At 68.4% G+C, this 20,286-nt stretch carries 13 protein-coding genes; 9 read left to right on the forward strand and 4 right to left on the reverse strand.

The window, feature by feature from the left end:
- Positions 1 to 188 precede the first annotated feature (188 nt).
- Complete coding sequence (locus LE548_RS05805) at positions 189 to 3,992, reverse strand: GH92 family glycosyl hydrolase (protein WP_225095548.1); 3,804 nt, start codon at positions 3,990 to 3,992, stop codon at positions 189 to 191.
- 359 nt (positions 3,993 to 4,351) lie between these two features.
- On the opposite strand from LE548_RS05805, the gene ngcE reads away from it, so the two are divergent.
- The 9 genes from ngcE to LE548_RS05850 all read left to right on the forward strand — a co-directional run bounded on the left by ngcE (position 4,352) and on the right by LE548_RS05850 (position 16,365).
- On the forward strand, positions 4,352 to 5,797 hold the full coding sequence (gene ngcE / locus LE548_RS05810) for an N-acetylglucosamine/diacetylchitobiose ABC transporter substrate-binding protein (RefSeq protein WP_225095549.1): 1,446 nt from the start codon (positions 4,352 to 4,354) through the stop codon (positions 5,795 to 5,797).
- 30 nt (positions 5,798 to 5,827) lie between these two features.
- Positions 5,828 to 6,754, forward strand: a complete 927-nt coding sequence (locus LE548_RS05815; protein WP_225095550.1) for a carbohydrate ABC transporter permease — start codon at positions 5,828 to 5,830, stop codon at positions 6,752 to 6,754.
- Between the two features lie 6 nt (positions 6,755 to 6,760).
- On the forward strand, positions 6,761 to 7,684 hold the full coding sequence (locus LE548_RS05820; protein WP_225095551.1) for a carbohydrate ABC transporter permease: 924 nt from the start codon (positions 6,761 to 6,763) through the stop codon (positions 7,682 to 7,684).
- A 214-nt stretch (positions 7,685 to 7,898) separates the two neighbouring features.
- Positions 7,899 to 9,110, forward strand: coding sequence for an ROK family transcriptional regulator (locus LE548_RS05825; RefSeq protein ID WP_225095781.1), 1,212 nt, complete (start codon positions 7,899 to 7,901; stop codon positions 9,108 to 9,110).
- Positions 9,111 to 9,231: 121 nt separating this feature from the next.
- On the forward strand, positions 9,232 to 10,350 hold the full coding sequence (locus tag LE548_RS05830) for a substrate-binding domain-containing protein (protein WP_225095552.1): 1,119 nt from the start codon (positions 9,232 to 9,234) through the stop codon (positions 10,348 to 10,350).
- Between the two features lie 190 nt (positions 10,351 to 10,540).
- Complete coding sequence (locus LE548_RS05835; protein WP_225095553.1) at positions 10,541 to 11,332, forward strand: ATP-binding cassette domain-containing protein; 792 nt, start codon at positions 10,541 to 10,543, stop codon at positions 11,330 to 11,332.
- Complete coding sequence (locus LE548_RS05840; protein ID WP_225095554.1) at positions 11,329 to 12,639, forward strand: sugar ABC transporter permease; 1,311 nt, start codon at positions 11,329 to 11,331, stop codon at positions 12,637 to 12,639. The genes LE548_RS05835 and LE548_RS05840 overlap by 4 nt, the downstream gene beginning before the upstream one ends.
- 127 nt (positions 12,640 to 12,766) lie before the next feature.
- On the forward strand, positions 12,767 to 14,695 hold the full coding sequence (dxs, locus tag LE548_RS05845) for a 1-deoxy-D-xylulose-5-phosphate synthase (RefSeq protein ID WP_225095555.1): 1,929 nt from the start codon (positions 12,767 to 12,769) through the stop codon (positions 14,693 to 14,695).
- Positions 14,696 to 14,859: 164 nt separating this feature from the next.
- The gene (locus LE548_RS05850) at positions 14,860 to 16,365 is read left to right on the forward strand and encodes an amino acid permease (RefSeq protein WP_225095556.1); all 1,506 of its coding nucleotides are present in this window, start codon (positions 14,860 to 14,862) and stop codon (positions 16,363 to 16,365) included.
- A gap of 8 nt (positions 16,366 to 16,373) precedes the next feature.
- Here LE548_RS05850 and LE548_RS05855 read toward each other — a convergent pair whose 3' ends face one another.
- The 3 genes from LE548_RS05855 to LE548_RS05865 all read right to left on the reverse strand — a co-directional run bounded on the left by LE548_RS05855 (position 16,374) and on the right by LE548_RS05865 (position 20,216).
- Positions 16,374 to 16,778 (reverse strand): NTP pyrophosphohydrolase, encoded by a 405-nt coding sequence (locus LE548_RS05855; protein ID WP_225095557.1) that lies wholly within the window; start codon positions 16,776 to 16,778, stop codon positions 16,374 to 16,376.
- Between the two features lie 94 nt (positions 16,779 to 16,872).
- Positions 16,873 to 19,002: a 3-hydroxyacyl-CoA dehydrogenase NAD-binding domain-containing protein gene (locus tag LE548_RS05860; RefSeq protein ID WP_225095558.1), complete on the reverse strand. Its 2,130-nt coding sequence runs from the start codon at positions 19,000 to 19,002 to the stop codon at positions 16,873 to 16,875.
- Positions 18,999 to 20,216, reverse strand: a complete 1,218-nt coding sequence (locus LE548_RS05865; RefSeq protein WP_225095559.1) for an acetyl-CoA C-acyltransferase — start codon at positions 20,214 to 20,216, stop codon at positions 18,999 to 19,001. The genes LE548_RS05860 and LE548_RS05865 overlap by 4 nt, the downstream gene beginning before the upstream one ends.
- Positions 20,217 to 20,286: the final 70 nt, after the last annotated feature.

Genomic DNA, 20,286 nt, shown 5'->3' on the forward strand with positions numbered 1-20,286 from the left:
GAGACCGACTGAGGTGCGACAACGTTGTCTATGGTCTGTGCACAACTCTACCGCCCCAACCGACAACGATGTCAACCCACTTGAGGTAGCAGGCCGGACCGAGCGCTCCTGGTCACCCTGGCCACGAGCTGACCGGACACGAAAAGGGGGGCGGAGCCGAACGGCCCCGCCCCCTCCACCTGTCCGCGTCAGGCCAGCAGCTCCACCTCCGCCAGCGTCGACGCGCGGTCCAGGACCAGCCGGTACCTGGTGTACGTGCCGGGTCTGGCGATGGAGAACGCGCGGGTCTGGTGGTCCCAGGCGAAGGTCTCGCCCGTGCGGTGGTCCAGGGTCGTCCACGTGGCGCCGTCCGTGGAGCCCTGGAGGGTCCAGCCGGTCGGCGCCTTCGAGTGATCGGCCGGGGACGTCAGCGTGTACTGGGCGGGCCGCACCGCGTGGCCGACCGGGAGGTCCGCCGAGGTGAACGTCGCCTCCGTCGCCGAGGTGTCGTCGAACAGCGGGCCGTCGCCCTTCAGGACGTCCGCCCGGGGCGTGGGCACCTTGTCGTCCTGGGTGACGGAGACCGGCGCCGCGTCCTTGCCCGTGCCCCACGCCGACGGCTCGGCGCCCATGGAGAACTCCAGCACCCCGCCCCTGGACAGCAGCGAGTGGGGGAGCGACGTCGACGTCCAGGGGTGGCCGTCGAACGTCACGCCCTGGACGTAGACGTTCTTCGCGCTGTTCGCCGGCGCCTTGATCACCAGGTCCCGGCCGTTCTCCAGGTGGACGGTGACCTGCTTGAACAGCGGGGAGCCGATGGAGTAGTCGCCGCTGCCCATGACGAGCGGGTAGAAGCCGAGCGCGGAGAAGAGGTACCAGCCCGACTGCTCGCCGTTGTCCTCGTCACCGTGGTAGCCCTGCCCGATCTCGCTGCCGAGGTAGAGCCGGGAGAGGATCTCGCGGACCGCCGCCTGGGTCTTCCAGGGCCGGCCGGCCGCGTCGTACAGGTACGGGATGTGGTGCGCGGGCTGGTTGGACTGGCCGAGCATGCCCATGCGGACGTCCCGCGCCTCCGTCATCTCGTGGATGACACCGCCGTAGGAGCCGACGAAGTCCGGGGAGGCCGTCTCCGGGGTGGCGAAGAACGTGTCCAGCTTGTCCGCGAGCCCCTGCCGGCCGCCGTAGAGGTTGGCCAGGCCCCGGGTGTCCTGCGGGACGGTGAAGGCGTCGCCCCAGCCGTTGGTCTCCGTGTAGTCGTACCCCCAGACCCTCGGGTCGTACTCCGAGGGGTCCAGCCGCCAGTTCCCGTCCGCGTCCCGGCCCTGGAAGAAGCCGGCCTTGGAGTCGAACAGGTTCACATAGTCCAGGGCACGGTTGAGGAAGTACTCCGACTCCTCCTTGTAGTGCTTCTCGCCCGTCTTCCGGTAGAGCGCCGCGCCCATCCGGGCGATGCCGTAGTCGTTGACGTAGCCCTCCATCGCCCAGGACAGGCCCTCGGTGGTGGCGGTGCTGGTGTAGCCGAGGAACGGGGACGTCGTCATGCCCTTGCGGCCCACGCCCGCCATCGGCGGGACCACGGTCGCGTTCTTCAGCGCGGCCTGGTACGCCGCCTGCGCGTCGAACCGCACGCCCTTGACGTACGCGTCGGCGAACGCCACGTCCGAGGAGGTGCCGGTCATCAGGTCGGCATAACCGGGGGAGGACCAGCGGGAGGTCCAGCCGCCGTCCTTGTACTGCTGTATGAACCCGTCGGCCATCTCGCCCGCCTGAGTGGGCGTCAGCAACGAGTACGCCGGCCAGGTGGTCCGATAGGTGTCCCAGAAGCCGTTGTTGACGTACACCTTGCCGTCGACGATCTTCGCGCCGGTGTGCGTCGGCGTGTCCTGGCTCGGCATGGGGGAGAAGGGGGAGGCGTACTGGTCCTTGCCGTCGACCTTCTCGAAGCCGGAGTTCGGATACAGGTACAGCCGGTACATGCTGGAGTACAGCGTGGTCAGCTGGTCCGGGGTCGCGCCCCGCACCTCGACCTTGCCCAGCAGCTGGTCCCAGGCACGCCGGGCCTGCTCCCTGACCGTGTCGAAGGAGGTGCCGTCGGGGATCTCCTGGCGCAGGTTGTCCTTCGCCTGGTCGATACTGATGAGCGAGGTCGCCAGGCGCAGCGTGACCGTGTGGTCCGCGCCCGCGTCGAACCGCAGATAGCCCTTCACACCGCTCGAACCGCCGTCCGTCACCGGCTTGTCGAACACGCCGTACACGAACAGCCGGGTCGCACCCGTGGACAGGCCCGACTTCACGTCCGAGTACCCGGTGACGATCCCGTTCTCCTTGTCGAGGGTCAGCCCGGCCTGCTCGGTGACGTTGTCGAAGAGCACGCTCGCGTCGTTGCCCGGGTAGGTGAAGCGCAGCACCGCCGCGTGGTCGGCCGGGGTCATCTCGGCCTTGATGCCGTTCTCGAAGCGGACCCCGTAGTAGTACGGCCGCGCGGTCTCGTTCTCGTGCCGGAACGGCAGGGCGCGCGCCTTGCGGCCGGTGTCCGGGGTGCCGGTCACGGCCGACGGCATCACCTGGAAGGTCTGCCGGTCGCCCATCCACGGGCTCGGCTCGTGGCTCGCGCTGAACGCCTGGATCGTGGGCAGGTTGTCGGCGTTGTTCGCGCGCGCGTACTCGTACAGCCAGCTCAGCGACGACGCGTTGGTCACCGGGGTCCAGAAGTTGAAACCGTGCGGCAGCGCGGTCGCGGGGAAGTCGTTGCCGCGCGAGAAACTGCCGCTGGAGTTGGTGCCCCGGGTGGTGAGGGCGTAGTCGGACAGATGTGCCTTCGGCTTCTCAGGCGCGACCCGCCTCAGCGCCACGTCGTCGATCCAGCCCCGGAACTTCGCCGGTCCGGCGGGGGAGTCGTACGCGACCAGGATCCGGTCGACCGTCTTGCCGGCCGCGACCGAGCCGATCCGCGCGACCACGTTGTTCCACTGGTTGACGTACAGCGACTTCGACGCGCCCTGCCCGCGCGGCGACAGCGGGAATCCGTGCTGGTCCACCGCGCCCAGGTCGCTGAGATAGGTGCCGTCGGTGAAGGCCAGGTCGACGGCGACGTTCGTGGCGTCGTAGTCACGTTCGCCGTCCGCCATCTGCGGGAAGACGCGGTACGACAGCTGGGTGCCGGCGTCGACCTTCACGTGCGCGTCGAAGACCTTGTTGTACGAGTACGCCCGGCCGGGCGCCGTGTGCCGGCCGGCGTAGCGCAGTGCCCTCTTTCCGGTGAAACCGGCCCGCGCCTTGGCCGTCGGCGAGCCGGTCGGGCCGGTGTCGACCAGTGTCAGCATGTCCTGCGGCACCGGTCCGCCCCCGCCGCCGGTGGAGAACTGCACATCGGCGAGCTGCAGGATGCCCAGGGCGCCGTTGTTCCCGGTGATCTCCAGCCGGAAGTGCTGGTACTCGGCCGGCTGGGCCAGGTCGTACGACCTCGTCTGGAACCGCTCGGAGAAGGTCTCGTCCGAGCGGGTGTCGACGGTCTTCCAGGTGCTGCCGTCGGTGGAGCCGAGCAGGGTCCAGGCCCTGGGGTCGCGTTCGGCGTGGTCGTTGGCCGAGGTGAGCGCGTACGTCGCCAGTTTCACGGGTTTGTCGAGGTCGAACTCCACCCAGCCGGTGGCCTCGAACGTCAGCCACTTGGTGCTGGGTTCGCCGTCGACCAGGTTCTCCTTCACTTCGCCGGCGCCCGCGTTCTCGCCGCTCGCCCGGACATCGGTGACATGGTCGGTCACATTGCCCGGGATGCCGGTGCGGTAGCCGCCGTCGACGCCCGAGGCGCGCTTGCCGCCGTCGGGTGCGGTGTCGACGGTGTCGATCCAGGTCGGTGCCGGACCGCCCGTCTCGAACGAGGATGCGAACTCAACCGCGGCGGCCGGAGCTTTGGCGGGCAGGGCGACCGCTGCGCCCTGTGCGCCGACGGCCATGACAAAGGCGGCCGTGAGGACGGCCGCCGGACCCCATCTGTGCCGAGTTCTCCGCTGCATCTACGGATTCCCCTCCTGCGCCCCCTTCGGACAACGTTGTCAATCTCCGGGGCGCAGGGACCAGTAGGACGTCAAGTGACCGGTGATGTCAAGGGTGTTGGGTGTGGCATTCAGGGACTTATGCCATGAATTCCGCTGCCCGCCCGCCCGTGCGGGCTTACGTTTCACCGAGGTCTCAACTCGGAAAAGACCCATCGCGAACCCTGCATTCGATCTTGCTCAGGCGGCCGGAAGTGGACTATGCCTGTCGGCACTTCCAGCGTGACCCTGCACCACCCAGCTACCCAGCTTGACCCGACAGCGGTGCCGGGGAGGATCCGGTTCACCGCCTGAGTCCTGGAGAAGGCGAGGACTTGAGCATGGGATCCACCTCGAACAACAGTGCCGAAGGTGTCGGCCGGCGTGATCTGATCAAGCGGTCTGCGGCGCTCGGCCTGGTCGCGGCCCCGGGCATGGGATTGCTGTCCGCCTGTGCGAGCAGCGGCGGGGGCGGCCAGAAGAAGGACAAGGCGGGAAAGAAGACCGCCAAGAACCCGCTCGGGGTCAATGACACCGCGCAGATGGAATTCGTCCTCTTCGACGGCGGCTTCGGCAAGGAGTACGCCCAGGACGCGGTGAAGATCTACGAGGGGAACTTCCCCAAGGCCACGGTGAAGTTCTCCGCCACCCAGAAGATCCAGTCCACCCTTCAGCCCCGCTTCAACCAGGGCAATCCGCCGGACCTCATCGACAACTCCGGTGCCGAGCAGATGGACATGGGTGTGCTCGTCGGCAAGAACCAGCTCGCCGACCTCACCCCGCTGCTGGACGCGCCGTCGTACGACGACCCGGGCAAGAAGGTCCGCGACACGCTGCGCCCCGGCATCGTGGAGATGGGCCAGTTCGACGGCAAGCCGGTGTGGATCCTGTACTACGCCTACACGGTGTACGGCGTCTGGTACTCGCAGAAGGCCCTGGACTCGCTCGGCGCCGAGTACCCGAAGACCTGGGACGAGATGCTCGCGGTCTGCGAGAAGGCCAAGAAGAAGGGCATGGCGGGCTGGACGTACGCGGGCAAGTACCCGTACTACCTCCCCTTCTCGCTCTACCCGATGATCGGCAAGGTCGGCGGCCGCGAGGTGCTCGACGCCATCGACAACCTGGAGCCGAACGCCTGGAAGCACCCGGCCGTCAAGGCCTGTTTCGAGGCGTACTACGAGCTCTACCAGAAGGGCTACATCCTCAAGGGCACCCCGGGCCTGGACCACATCCAGTCGCAGACCGCCTGGGCCAAGGGCGAGGCGCTGTTCATCCCGAACGGCTCCTGGGTGGAGAACGAGTCGGCGAACGTCATCCCGAAGGACTTCGACCTCGCGGTCTCCGCACCGTCCGGCATCGACGGCAGCGACAAGATGCCGTTCGGCACCATCTGGGCCTCCGGCGGCGAGCCCTTCGTCGTGCCGGCCAAGGCGGCGAACCCCGAGGGCGGCATGGAGCAGCTGCGTATCATGCTCTCCGAGGCCTCCTCGAAGAACTTCACCGCCAAGGTGAAGTCGCTGACCGCCTACAACGGGGGCACGACCGGCATCACGCTCACCCCGGGTCTGAAGTCGGGTGTGGCCGCGCTCCAATTGGCCGGATCCAACGTGGTGAATCCGCGGCTTCAGGACTGGTATGTGCAGCTGCAGAAGGAGAAGATCGGGGTGTCCGGTCTCGGCGAGATGATGGCCGGACGGCTCACCCCCGCCGAGGCCGTCAAGAAGATCCAGGGTTTCGCCGACGAAGCGGCCAAGGACAACACCATCAAGCACTACAAGCACCAGTAATCAGTAGCCCCTGACCGCACCGGAGTGGCGATGCAGCACGGCAAGTACCGGTTCATTGTGGGGTTTCTGGCATTGCCCCTGGGACTGTACGCGCTCTTCGTTGTCTGGCCGTTCATCCAGTCCATCTACTATTCGTTCACGGACTGGACCGGCCTGAGCCCCGAATTCAAGATGGTCGGCTTCGACAATTACACGAGGATGTTGCACGACGACATCTTCTGGAAGTCGCTGGAGCACAGTCTGCTGTTCGCTCTGGTGCTGCCACTGGTGACGATCAGTCTGGCGCTGTTCTTCGCCTTCATGATCAATGTGGGCGGACGGCGGAGAAGGGGCGGCCCGGCGATCTCGGGTGTCCGGGGCTCCTCCTTCTACAAGATCGTCTATTTCTTCCCGCAGGTGCTGTCCATCGCGATCGTCGCGCTGCTGTTCCAGTTCGCGTACAACCCGGACAGCGGCGCGGTCAACTCGATCCTGCGCGGCATCGGCCTCGACAGTGTCCAGCCGCTGTGGCTGGGCGACCCGAACCTCGCGCTGTGGTGCGTGATGGCCGTGCTCGTCTGGTCCACGGTCGGTTTCTTCGTGGTCCTGTTCTCGGCGGGCATGGCCTCGATCCCGGCCGAGCTGTACGAGGCGGCGCTGCTCGACGGCGCGAGCCGGGCCACCACCTTCTTCCGGGTCACCCTGCCGCTGCTGTGGGACACCGTGCAGTCCGGCTGGGTCTACATGGGCATCCTCGCGCTCGGCGCCGAGTCGTTCGCGGTCGTACAGATCATGACGACCGGCCCGGGCGGGCCCGACTACTCGACCACGGTGCTGGTCCTGTACGTGTACCAGAAGGCGTTCCGGGACGGTCAGGCCGCCTACGCCACCACGATCGGCGTCGCCCTCCTCGTCGTCACGCTCGCGTTCGCGGCGATCGTGATGCGCCTGGGCCGGCGCGAGCGGCTGGAGTACTGAGAGACGATGAAGACGACCGAGACCCCCGCACCGCTGCCGGCCGAGTCCGGCGCGACCGTCTCCACGATCGACGTACCGGCGCCCGAGCCCGCCCGGAGGAGGAGGGAGGGCGGCGTCCTCAACGTCTTCTCCCACGGCGTGCTGGTCATCTGGGCGATCATGGTGGTCACGCCGCTGCTGTGGGCGGTGATGACGTCCTTCAAGAGCGACAGCTCCATCTTCAGCTCGCCCTGGTCGCTGCCGGACAAGCTGCACTTCGACAACTGGTCGCGGGCCTGGACCGACGCCAACATGAGCGATTACTTCCTCAACACGATCCTGGTGGTCGGCGGCTCGCTCATCGGCACCCTGGTCCTCGGCTCCATGGCCGCCTACGTCCTCGCCCGCTTCGACTTCCCGGGCAACCGCTTCATCTACTACCTGTTCGTCGGCGGCATGAGCTTCCCGATCATGCTCGCGCTGGTCCCGCTGTTCTACGTCGTGAACAACATGGGCCTGCTGAACACGATCCACGGCCTGATCCTGGTCTACATCGCGTACTCGCTGCCGTTCACGGTCTTCTTCCTGACCGCGTTCTTCCGCACCCTGCCCACCTCGGTGGCGGAGGCGGCCTTCGTGGACGGCGCTTCGCACACGCGTACGTTCTTCCAGATCATGCTGCCCATGGCCAAGCCGGGCCTGATCAGCGTCGGCATCTTCAACTTCCTGGGCCAGTGGAACCAGTACATGCTGCCCACGGTCCTCAACACCGACCCGGACAAGAAGGTCCTCACCCAGGGCCTGGTCCAGCTGGCGGTCAGCCAGGGGTACAAGGGCGACTGGTCCGGTCTCTTCGCGGGCCTGGTGATGGCCATGCTGCCGGTGCTCGGGGCGTACATCGTCTTCCAGCGCCAGGTCGTCCAGGGGCTGACCGCGGGGGCGCTGAAGTAGACCGGAGAAGCCCGCGGGATCACCGTCCGTCACCGTCCGTAAGCACGCCGTCCCGGCCCCGGGGCGGCGTGCGCCGCTGTGTCCGGGAGCCGGAAGGTCACCCGGAAACGGTTCAACCTCTTGACGTAAGTCGCCCCGAACGGCTCAGCTTAGAGTTCACTAGTTGGACATACGCGGGGCCTCGCTGAAGCGGCCCCGCGCTCAGGAGGTCGTCGTGGAGACTCCAGGGTCGCAGTCGTCGCTGCACCGAGCCAACCTGGAGCGGGTCGTCCGGGCCGTACGCCTGGCCGGGTCCCTCACGCAGGCGGAGATCGCGCGGACGACCGGTCTGTCCGCCGCGACCGTCTCCAACATCGTGCGGGAGCTGAAGGACGGCGGAACCGTCGAGGTCACGCCCACGTCGGCGGGTGGCCGGCGGGCCCGCAGCGTCAGCTTGAGCGGGGACGCCGGCATCGTGATCGGCGTCGACTTCGGGCACACCCATCTGCGGGTCGCGATCGGGAACCTCGCCCATCAGGTGCTCGCCGAGGAGTCCGAGCCGCTGGACGTCGACGCCTCCGCCGCGCAGGGCTTCGACCGGGCCGAACAGCTGGTCAGCCGCCTGATCGCGGCCACCGGCGTGAACCGGTCCAAGGTCGCCGGGGTGGGCCTCGGCGTGCCGGGTCCGATCGACGTCGAGTCGGGGACGCTGGGGTCGACCTCGATCCTGCCGGGCTGGGGCGGCACCAAACCCGCCGAGGAGCTGCGCGAGCGGCTCGGCGTGCCCGTGCACGTGGACAACGACGCCAACCTCGGCGCCCTCGGCGAGCTGGTCTGGGGCAGCGGGAAGGGCGTGCGGGACCTCGCGTACATCAAGGTCGCGAGCGGTGTCGGCGCCGGTCTGGTGATCGACGGGAAGATCTACCGGGGGCCGGGCGGCACCGCGGGTGAAATCGGGCATATTACGCTGGATGAATCCGGCCCGGTCTGCCGTTGCGGAAACCGGGGCTGCCTGGAGACCTTCGCGGCCGCGCGCTATGTGCTGCCGCTGCTCCAGCCCAGCCACGGCCCCGATCTCACGCTGGAGGGCGTCGTACGGCTGGCCAGGGAGGGTGACCCGGGCTGCCGTCGGGTGATCGCCGACGTCGGCCGACACATCGGCAGTGGAGTGGCCAATCTCTGCAATCTGCTGAACCCCAGCAGGGTCGTCCTCGGCGGTGATCTCGCCGAGGCCGGCGAGCTGGTGCTCGGCCCGATCAGGGAGTCCGTCGGGCGCTACGCCATCCCCAGCGCGGCACGCCAACTGTCCGTGCTTCCCGGGGCACTTGGGGGTCGTGCGGAGGTGCTGGGGGCGCTTGCCCTCGCCCTCAGCGAGATGGGCGATTCGACCCTTTTGGAGGGTAGTGTCGCCACCGCTCTGCCCTCAGTGGCGCCTGCCTTCACTTAGAGAACGGATGGCACCGTTGCCATCTCGTTAAGGATTTACTTCTTGACGTCGAACTCGCGGCCGAGTTGACTTCCAGCCACCTCGGCCGCAACGACGCGGCCTCGTCAGGGAGGTTTCTGAAGTGAACGCACGTATGCGTCGTGCCGCCGTCGTCGTTGCCGCCGGTGCGATGGCCGTCACGCTGGCCGCCTGTGGCAGCGCCAAGGAGTCGAAGAGCAGCAACAACTCTTCCTCCTCGTCCTCCGCCAAGAAGGGCGACAACATCAAGGTCGGTCTCCTGCTTCCGGAGAACAAGACCGCGCGTTACGAGAAGTTCGACCGGCCGCTGATCGAGAAGAAGATCAAGGAGCTGACGAACGGCAAGGCGACCCTGGAGTACAACAACGCCCGCCAGGACGCGAACCTGCAGGCCCAGCAGGTCGACACCATGATCACCAACAAGGTGGACGTCCTGATCCTGGACGCGGTGGACGCCAAGGCCATCCAGAACTCCGTGCAGAAGGCCGTGGACGCCGGCATCAAGGTCGTCGCCTACGACCGCCTCGCCGAGGGCCCGATCAGCGCCTACACCTCGTTCGACAACGAGGAGGTCGGCAAGACCCAGGGCCAGGCCCTGCTGAAGGCGCTGGGCAGCAAGGCCACCAAGTCCTCCAAGATCGTCATGGTCAACGGCTCGGTCACCGACCCCAACGCCGCCCAGTTCAAGAAGGGCGCCCACGAGGTCCTCGACAACAAGGTCACGGTCGCCAAGGAGTACGACACCAAGGAGTGGTCGCCGGACAACGCCAACTCCGAGATGGAGGCGGCGATCTCCGCGGTCGGCAAGGACAACATCGCGGGTGTCTACTCCGCCAACGACGGCATGGCCGGCGGTATCATCACCGCCCTCAACGGCGCCGGCATCAAGGTCCCGGTCACCGGCCAGGACGCCGAGCTCGCCGGTGTGCAGCGCATCGTCGCCGGTACGCAGTACATGAGCGTCTTCAAGTCCTACCCGCAGGAGGCGAACGTCGCCGCCGAGCTGGCGGTCGCCGTCGCCAAGGGCCAGGACCTGAGCTCCCTCGCCAAGGACAAGGTCTCCAGCGGCAGCGCCAAGGACGTCCCGTCGGTCATCGTCCCGGTCGTCTCGCTGACCCAGGACAACATCAACGACACGGTCATCAAGCAGGGCTACTACACCGTGTCCGACATCTGCACCGCCGACTACAAGGCGGCCTGCGACAAGATCGGCCTCAAGTAAGAAGCGTCAAGTCCCTTCCCGTACACGGGCGTTCGTCCTTGAATGCCCGTAGGGAAGCCGACTGACCGCCCCCAAGGCTCCTCCGGCGTCCCGCGACACACACAGCCCCGCAAGCTCGGCGCGGGGCGCCGGACGGACTACCCCCCAAAAACTTCTGCACAACCTCCCGCCGGGTCAGGCGGCGAAGGAGATGGTTCACGTGTCCGCTACGCCCGTGCTGGCGTTGCGCGGGGTCTCCAAGCGGTTCGGTGCCGTTCAGGCGCTCACCGACGTAGAGCTTGAGGTCCACGCCGGTGAGGTGGTCGCCCTGGTGGGCGACAACGGTGCCGGAAAGTCCACGCTGGTCAAGACGATCGCCGGCGTGCACCCGATCGACGAGGGTGTCATCGAGTGGGACGGCAAGGCCGTCACCATCACCCGTCCGCACGACGCCCAGGCCCTGGGCATCGCGACGGTCTACCAGGACCTCGCGCTGTGCGACAACATCGACGTCGTCGGCAACCTGTTCCTCGGCCGTGAGCTGAGGAAGTGGGGCGTCCTGGACGAGGTCGAGATGGAGCGCCGCTCCCGCGAGCTGCTCACCACGCTGTCGATCCGTATCCCCAGCGTCCGTATCCCGATCGCCTCGCTCTCCGGCGGTCAGCGCCAGACCGTGGCCATCGCCCGCTCCATGCTCGGCGAGCCCAAGCTGGTCATCCTCGACGAGCCCACCGCCGCCCTCGGCGTCGAGCAGACCGCCCAGGTCCTCGACCTGGTCGAGCGCCTGCGCGAGCGCGGCCACGCCGTCATCCTCATCAGCCACAACATGGCGGACGTGAAGGCGGTGGCCGACAAGGTCGCCGTCCTGCGCCTCGGCCGCAACAACGGCGTCTTCGAGGTCAAGACGACCTCGCAGGAGGAGATCATCTCCGCCATCACCGGCGCCACCGACAACGCCGTGACCCGCCGTGCGGCGCGCACGAACGGGGAGGTTTCCAAGTGAGCATCGACAAGACCTCCGCGAGCGAGCAGACCCCGGCGCAGGACGACCCGCCCGTCGTGGAGAACCCCGAGGCCGCGGCCGCCGCGGTCACCGCGGTCGACCCGCGCCTGCTGGTCCAGGAAGAGGGCCTGCTCGGCTACTGGCACGAGTTCAAGCGCAAGATGAAGGCCGGTGAGCTGGGCTCCCTCCCGGTCGTCCTGGGCCTCGTGATCATCTGCGTCATCTTCCAGGTCCTGAACTCGAACTTCCTGTCCGCGCAGAACATCAACGACATCACGATCACGATGGTCGGCACGGGCATGATCTCCGTCGGCATCGTCTTCGTGCTGCTGCTCGGCGAGATCGATCTGTCCGTCGGCTCCGTCAGCGGCGCGGCCAGCGCCCTCGCCGGTGTCCTCGCGGTCAACCAAGGCTGGCCCGAGTGGACGGCCGTGCTCATCGCGATCGCCGCCGGTGTCGCCATCGGCGCGCTGCACGGCTTCTTCTTCGCGGTGCTCGGCGCCCCCGCCTTCGCCGTCACGCTGGCAGGTCTGCTGTTCTGGCTGGGCTTCATGCTGAAGGTGCTGGGCGCCGACGGCACGATCAACCTCGACCCGAACGGTCTGGTCGGCAAGCTGACCACGTACTACTTCTCGGACGTGGCCGCCGCCTACGGGCTCGCCGTCGTCGTGGTCGCCGTGTTCTTCCTCTCCTCCTTCCTGGGCAACCGGCGCCGGGAGGCCGCGGGCGTGCCGTCCCGGCCGCTCAGCGACACGGTCCTGCGCACGGCGCTGCTGGCCGTGATCTCCTTCGCCGCGGCCTACATGTACAACCAGTACAAGGGTCTGCCGCTGGCCACGGTGATCTTCCTGGCCTTCCTGATCGCCACGGACTTCGTGCTGCGCCGCACCTCGTACGGCCGCAAGATCTTCGCGCTCGGCGGCAGCGTGGAGGCGTCCCGGCGTGCGGGCATCAACGTCACCGCCGTACGGATCTCCGTGTTCGCCGTCTCCGGCGGCTTCGCGGCGATCGGCGGTCTGTTCCTGGCCTCGAAGATCGCCTCGGCGAACCAGAGCGCCGGCACGGGTGACCTGCTCATGAACGCGATCGCCGCGGCCGTCATCGGTGGCACGTCGCTGTTCGGCGGCCGGGGCCGCACCTGGAACGCGCTGCTCGGTGTGCTGGTGATCGTCTCGATCCAGTACGGTCTCCAGCTGGAGTCCATCGCGGAGCCGGTGAAGTACATGATCACCGCGGCTGTGCTGCTCACCACGGTCGTGATCGACTCGATCACCCGGAAGACGCAGAAGACCGCAGGTCGTGCGTAACGCCGTCAGCTAGGACCAGTGCCCGGCACGTCGAAACGTGCCGGGCACTGTCATGCCTGGCAAAGCAAGAACATTAGACTCGGGCGAGCCCGGCAAAGCTCGATCAGCTCAACGCAAGGAGGCACGGGTGCCGCTGCTGACCCGCATCAGGGGACCGCGCGATCTGGACCGACTCAGCCTGGAGGAGCTGGACCAGCTGGCAGGGGAGATCCGGACCTTCCTCGTCGACGCCGTCTCCAAGACCGGCGGCCACCTCGGCCCCAACCTCGGTGTGGTGGAACTGACCATCGCCCTGCACCGGGTCTTCGACTCGCCGAAGGACAAGGTGCTCTGGGACACCGGCCACCAGTCCTATGTGCACAAGCTGCTCACCGGCCGGCAGGACTTCGCCGGGCTGAGGCAGAAGGGCGGCCTGTCCGGCTACCCCTCGCAGGCCGAGTCCGACCACGACGTCATCGAGAACAGCCACGCCTCCACGGTCCTCGGCTGGGCCGACGGCATCGCCAAGGCCAACCAGCTGAAGAAGCGGGACAGCCATGTCGTCGCCGTCATCGGTGACGGCGCGCTCACCGGCGGCATGGCCTGGGAGGCGCTGAACAACATCGCCGACGCCAAGGACCGCCCGCTGGTCATCGTCGTCAACGACAACGAGCGGTCGTACGCCCCCACCATCGGCGGACTCGCCAACCACCTGGCCACGCTGCGCACGACGGACGGCTACGAGCGGTTCCTGGCCCGCGGGAAGGACCTGCTGGAGCGCACGCCGGTCGTCGGCAAGCCGCTCTACGAGACCCTGCACGGCGCCAAGAAGGGGCTGAAGGACTTCATCGCCCCGCAGGGCATGTTCGAAGACCTGGGCCTGAAGTACGTCGGCCCCATCGACGGGCACGACATCGAGGCGCTGGAGTCCGCCCTCGCGCGGGCCAAGCGGTTCGGCGGCCCGGTGCTCGTGCACTGCCTGACCGAGAAGGGCCGCGGCTACCAGCCCGCCCTCCAGGACGAGGCCGACCGCTTCCACGGCATCAGCCCCATCCACCCCGACACCGGCCTGCCGGTCAAGGCGACGGGCGTCGACTGGACCTCCGTCTTCGGCGACGAGATGGTGCAGCTCGGCAAGGAGCGCGACGACATCGTGGCGATCACGGCCGCCATGCTCCAGCCGGTCGGCCTGAAGAAGTTCGCGGACACCTTCCCGGACCGGATCTACGACGTCGGCATCGCCGAGCAGCACGCCGCCGTCTCCGCCGCGGGCCTCGCCTACGCCGGGCTGCACCCCGTCTTCGCCGTGTACGCCACCTTCCTCAACCGCGCCTTCGACCAGGTCCTGATGGACGTGGCCCTGCACAAGTGCGGGGTGACGTTCGTACTGGACCGGGCCGGTGTCACCGGCACCGACGGCGCCTCGCACAACGGCATGTGGGACATGTCGATCCTGCAGGTCGTGCCGGGGCTGCGGCTCGCCGCGCCGCGCGACGCCGAGCAGGTGCGGGCCCAGCTGCGCGAGGCCGTCGCCGTCGACGACGCGCCGACCGTGGTCCGCTTCTCCAAGGGCGCCGTCGGACCCGCCGTACCCGCCGTGGGCCGTGTCGGCGGCATGGATGTGCTGCGCGAGCCCGGCACCGACAGGCCGGACGTGCTGCTGGTCTCCGTGGGCGCCCTCGCCCCGATGTGCCTGGAGATCGCCGGCCTGCTCGACAAGCAGGGCATCTCCACCACCGTGGTCGACCCGCGCTGGGTCAAGCCCGTCGACGAGGCCATGGCCCCGCTGGCCGAGCGGCACCGGGTCGTCGTCACCGTCGAGGACAACAGCCGCGTCGGCGGTGTCGGCTCCGCGATCGCCCAGGCCCTGCGCGACGCGGGCGTGGACGTACCCCTGCGCGACTTCGGCATCCCGCCGCGCTTCCTCGACCACGCCTCCCGCGCCGAGGTCCTCACCGAGATCGGTCTGACCGCTCCCGACATCGCCCGCCAGGTCACCGGTCTGGTCGCCAAGCTGGACGGCCGGTTCGACCGTACGGCCGCCGAGGTGGACTCGGTGGAGCCGGCGCGCGACTGACGCGCGACGCGCCCCCCACGGGCCGGTCACGCCACTCCTTGCGGTGGCGGAACCGGCCCGTTTGCGTGAACCTGCCCATACCGGGTCATACGCTTCCCGACCCTCTCGATCATTTCGGGCATTCCGTGTCATGTCGGGAACCCATGGGCGTGGGAGGTAGGCACGTGAGCAGCGCGCTGTTCAGGACGAAGAACGTCGAGCAGTCCCTCCGGGACACCGAGGAGCCGGAGCACTCGCTCAGGAAGTCCCTCTCCGCGCTCGACCTGACCGTCTTCGGCGTCGGCGTCATCATCGGCACCGGCATCTTCGTCCTCACCGGACAGGTCGCCAAGAACAACGCCGGACCTGCCGTGTCCCTGGCCTTCGTGGTCGCCGGTGTGGTGTGTGCGCTCGCCGCCCTGTGCTACGCCGAGTTCGCGTCCACGGTCCCCGTGGCGGGCTCGGCGTACACGTTCAGCTACGCCTCCCTGGGTGAGCTGCCCGCCTGGATCATCGGCTGGGACCTCGTCCTGGAGTTCGCGCTCGGCACGGCGGTGGTGGCGGTCGGCTGGTCCGGCTACATCCGCTCGCTGCTGGACAACGCGGGCTGGCATCTGCCGGACTACCTGGCCGGCCGGGACAACGCCACCGGCTTCGGCTTCGACATCCTCGCCGCCGCGCTGGTGCTCGTGCTCACCGGCATCCTCGTCCTCGGCATGAAGCTGTCGGCCCGGATCACCTCGCTCGTCGTCGCCGTCAAGGTGGTCGTCGTGCTCATCGTGATCATCGCCGGCGCGTTCTTCATCAACAGCGGCAACTACAAGCCGTTCATCCCGCCGTCCCAGCCGGTGCCGGCGGGCGGCAACCTGAAGGCGCCGCTGATCCAGCTGATGTTCGGCTGGGCGCCGGCCAACTTCGGCGTGATGGGCATCTTCACGGCCGCCTCGGTGGTGTTCTTCGCCTTCATCGGCTTCGACATCGTGGCCACGGCCGCGGAGGAGACCCGTAACCCGCAGCGGGACATGCCGCGCGGCATCCTGGGCTCGCTCTTCATCTGCACCGTGCTCTACGTCGCCGTGTCGATCGTCGTCACCGGCATGCAGAAGTACACCAGCCTGTCCGTGGCGGCCCCGCTCGCCGACGCCTTCAAAGCCATCGGGCACCCCTGGTACGCGGGCGTGATCAGCTTCGGCGCGGCGATCGGCCTGACCACGGTCTGCATGATCCTGCTCCTCGGCCAGACCCGCGTCTTCTTCGCGATGAGCCGCGACGGACTGCTGCCGCGCTTCTTCTCCCACGTCCACCCGCGCTTCAAGACCCCGCACCGGCCGACCATCCTGCTCGGCGTGATCATCGCGATCGTCGCCGGTTTCACCAGCCTGAGCGCACTGGCCGAGCTGGTGAACATCGGCACGCTGTTCGCGTTCGTGGTCGTGGCGATCAGCGTGATCATCCTGCGCCGGACCCGCCCGGACCTCCCCCGCGCCTTCCGCACCCCGTGGGTCCCGGTCATCCCGATCCTGTCGGTGTGCGCCTCCCTGTGGCTGATGCTCAACCTGCCGGCCGAGACCTGGCTGCGGTTCGCCATCTGGATGGTGATCGGTTTCTTCGTCTACTTCCTCTACGGCCGCACCCACAGCAGGCTGGCCCTGCGCGAGCGGGAGGGCGTCGGCCAGGCACCGCGACCGTGAGGGCCGGTTCAGCTCAGGACGGCGCGCGGGCCGGTGACCCGGGCGCCGAGTTCCTCGACCCGGCGGCGCAGTTCACGGTCGGCGGTGACGACCAGGCAGGGGCGCTCGCCGGCCGTCGCCGCGACCTCCACGATGCGGTCGTCCCCACTGCCGGGCGCGTCCTCGACCCGCACTCCGGGCACGGAGGCCACGCCACGGGCCGCGCCCTCCACCACCAGGACCAGCTCGACCGGCCCCGCGAGGCCACCCGCGCCGGACAGCGCGAACGGCACCAGCCGGTCCCGCAGCCGCTCCGCGGCCCCCCGGCGGTCACGCCACCAGCCGTCGGGTACGGAACCGACGACGTTCGCGCTGTCGACGATGAGAAGCGGGAGGGGAAGGGGTGCGCTCGCCGCGTCGCTGCTGTCGGTCATACCGGTAACGGTCTCAGTTCTTCGCCCGGTGTCCGCACCGGGCATGTGGAAAGGGCCCCCGCCGCCGCGGGGGCCCTTCACACGCTCAACGGTGTTACGCCGGAACCGACGCCACGCCCGGGGCCAGGAACTTCTTGCCGTTGACGCGCTCGGAGACACCCTCGCGGTCCAGGTACGGCGTGATGCCGCCCAGGTGGAAGGGCCAGCCGGCGCCCGTGATCAGGCACAGGTCGATGTCCTGGGCCTCGGCGACGACACCCTCGTCGAGCATGAGCCCGATCTCCTGCGCCACCGCGTCGAGCACCCGCGCCCGCACCTGCTCCTCGGTCAGGACGACGTCGCCCTGCTTGAGCAGTGCGGCGACCTCCGGGTCCAGCTCCGGCTTGCCGCTGTCGTAGACGTAGAAGCCGCGCTTGCCCGCCTTGACGACGGCCGCGAGGTTCGGGGAGACAGTGAAGCGCTCCGGGAAGGCCCGGTTGAGGGTCTCCGAGACGTGCAGGCCGATCGCGGGACCGACCAGCTCCAGCAGGACCAGCGGGGACATCGGCAGACCGAGCGGCTCGACGGCCTTCTCGGCGACGTCGACCGGGGTGCCCTCGTCGATGACGTTCTGGATCTCACCCATGAAGCGGGTCAGGATGCGGTTCACGACGAACGCCGGGGCGTCCTTGACCAGCACCGCGGTCTTCTTCAGCTTCTTGGCGACGGCGAACGCCGTGGCCAGCGAGGCGTCGTCGGTCTTCTCGCCGCGGACGATCTCCAGCAGCGGCAGGACCGCGACCGGGTTGAAGAAGTGGAAGCCGACGACCCGCTCGGGGTGCTTCAGCTTCGACGCCATCTCCGTCACCGACAGCGAGGAGGTGTTGGTTGCGAGGATCGCGTGCGCCGGGGCGACCGCCTCGACCTCCGCGAACACCTGCTGCTTGACGCCGATCTCCTCGAAGACGGCCTCGATGATGAAGTCCGCGTCCGCGAAGCCCTCGGCCTTGTCCAGGACACCGGTGACCAGCGCCTTGAGGCGGTTGGCCTTGTCCTGGTTGATCCGGCCCTTGCCGAGCAGCTTGTCGATCTCGGCGTGGACATAGCCCACACCCTTGTCGACGCGCTCCTGGTCGATGTCGGTCAGCACGACCGGCACCTCCAGGCGGCGCAGGAAGAGGAGCGCCAGCTGCGAGGCCATGAGGCCCGCGCCGACCACGCCCACCTTGGTGACCGGGCGCGCCAGGTTCTTGTCCGGGGCGCCGGCGGGACGCTTGCCGCGCTTCTGGACGAGGTTGAACGCGTAGATGCCGGCGCGCAGTTCGCCGCCCATGATCAGGTCGGCGAGGGCCTGGTCCTCGGCGTCGTAGCCCTGCTGCAGGTCGCCGTTCTTGGCGGCGGCGATGATGTCCAGGGCCCGGTAGGCGGCCGGAGCCGCGCCATGCACCTTGGAGTCCGCGATGAACCGGCCGTTGGCGACGGCCTGGTCCCAGGCCTCGCCGCGGTCGATCACCGGACGCTCGACGGTGACGTCACCCTTGAGGACCTGCGCGGTCCAGATGAGCGACTGCTCCAGGAAGTCGGCGCCCTCGAAGATCGCGTCGGCGATGCCGAGGTCGAAGACCTGCGCGCCCTTGAGCTGCTTGTTCTGGTTCAGGCTGTTCTCGATGATGACCGAGACGGCCTTGTCGGCGCCGATCAGGTTCGGCAGCAGGGTGCAGCCGCCCCAGCCGGGGACCAGACCGAGGAAGACCTCGGGCAGCGAGAACGCCGGGATCGCCTTGGAGACGGTCCGGTAGGAGCAGTGCAGACCGACCTCGACGCCGCCGCCCATCGCGGCACCGTTGTAGTACGCGAAGGTCGGCACGGCCAGCTTGGCCAGGCGCTTGAAGACCTCGTGGCCGCCCTTGCCGATGGCGAGGGCGTGCTCGTGCTCCTTGAGGATCTCCACGCCCTTGAGGTCGGCGCCGACCGCGAAGATGAACGGCTTGCCGGTGATGCCGACGCCGACGATCTCGCCGTCCGCCGCCTCCTTCTCGACCTGGTCGATCGCGGCGTCGAGGTTCGCCAGCGAGGCCGGGCCGAAGGTGGTCGGCTTGGTGTGATCCAGGCCGTTGTCCAGCGTGATCAGCGCGAAGCGGCCGGCACCGGAGGGCAGGTCGAAGTGGCGTACGTGCGCGGACGTCACGACCTCGTCGGGGAACAGCTCTGAGGCCTGCTTCAGAAGCTCGGCGGTGGTGCTCACTTGTCCCCCTCGAAGTGCGGGTTCTCCCAGATGACCGTCGCGCCCATGCCGAAGCCGACGCACATGGTGGTCAGGCCGTAGCGGACCTGCGGCTGCTCCTCGAACTGGCGGGCCAGCTGCGTCATCAGGCGGACGCCGGAGGAGGCCAGCGGGTGACCGAAGGCGATGGCGCCGCCGTACTGGTTGACGCGCGCGTCGTCGTCGGCGATGCCGTAGTGCTCCAGGAAGGCCAGCACCTGCACGGCGAAGGCCTCGTTGATCTCGAACAGACCGATGTCGGAGATGGCGAGGCCCGCCTTGGCGAGGGCCTTCTCCGTGGCCGGGATCGGGCCGTAGCCCATGACCTCCGGCTCGACGCCCGCGAAGGCGTACGAGACGAGGCGCATCTTGACCGGCAGGTTGTTCTCGCGGGCGAAGTCCTCGGACGCGATGATCGACGCGGTGGCACCGTCGTTCAGACCGGCCGCGTTGCCCGCGGTGACCCGGCCGTGCACGCGGAACGGCGTCTTCAGGCCCGCCAGGTTCTCCAGGGTGGTGCCCGGACGCATCGGCTCGTCGGCCGTGACCAGACCCCAGCCGGTCTCGCCGGCCTCCGGGCTGGTCCGGCGCACCGAGATCGGCACCAGGTCCTGCTGGATCTTGCCGTCGGCGTACGCCTTGGCGGCCTTCTCCTGCGAGCGCACCGCGTACTCGTCGGCACGCTGCTTGGTGATCGACGGGTAGCGGTCGTGCAGGTTCTCCGCGGTCATGCCCATGAACAGCGCCGACTCGTCGACGAGCTTCTCGCTCACGAACCGCGGGTTCGGGTCCACGCCCTCGCCCATCGGGTGGCGGCCCATGTGCTCGACGCCACCGGCGATGACGGCGTCGTAGGCACCGAAGGCGATCGAACCGGCGGTGGTCGTCACGGCGGTCAGGGCGCCGGCGCACATACGGTCGATCGAGTAGCCCGGCACGGACTGCGGCAGGCCCGCGAGGATGCCGGCCGTACGGCCGAGGGTCAGACCCTGGTCACCGATCTGCGTGGTCGCGGCGATGGCGACCTCGTCGATCTTCTTCGGGTCCAGACCGGGGTTGCGGCGCAGCAGCTCCCGGATAGCCTTCACGACAAGGTCGTCGGCGCGGGTCTCGTGGTAGATGCCCTTCGGGCCCGCCTTGCCGAACGGGGTGCGGACGCCGTCGACGAAGACGACGTCCCTGACGGTACGAGGCACGATGGCTCTCCTCCAGAATGGGACGCTGAGCGCTTGCTTACGACCATGCTACTTGTGAGTAATGTAGCTG

Origin of the sequence: Streptomyces sp. CoH27, from assembly GCF_020181035.1 — a bacterium.
Lineage (GTDB): Bacteria > Actinomycetota > Actinomycetes > Streptomycetales > Streptomycetaceae > Streptomyces > Streptomyces camelliae.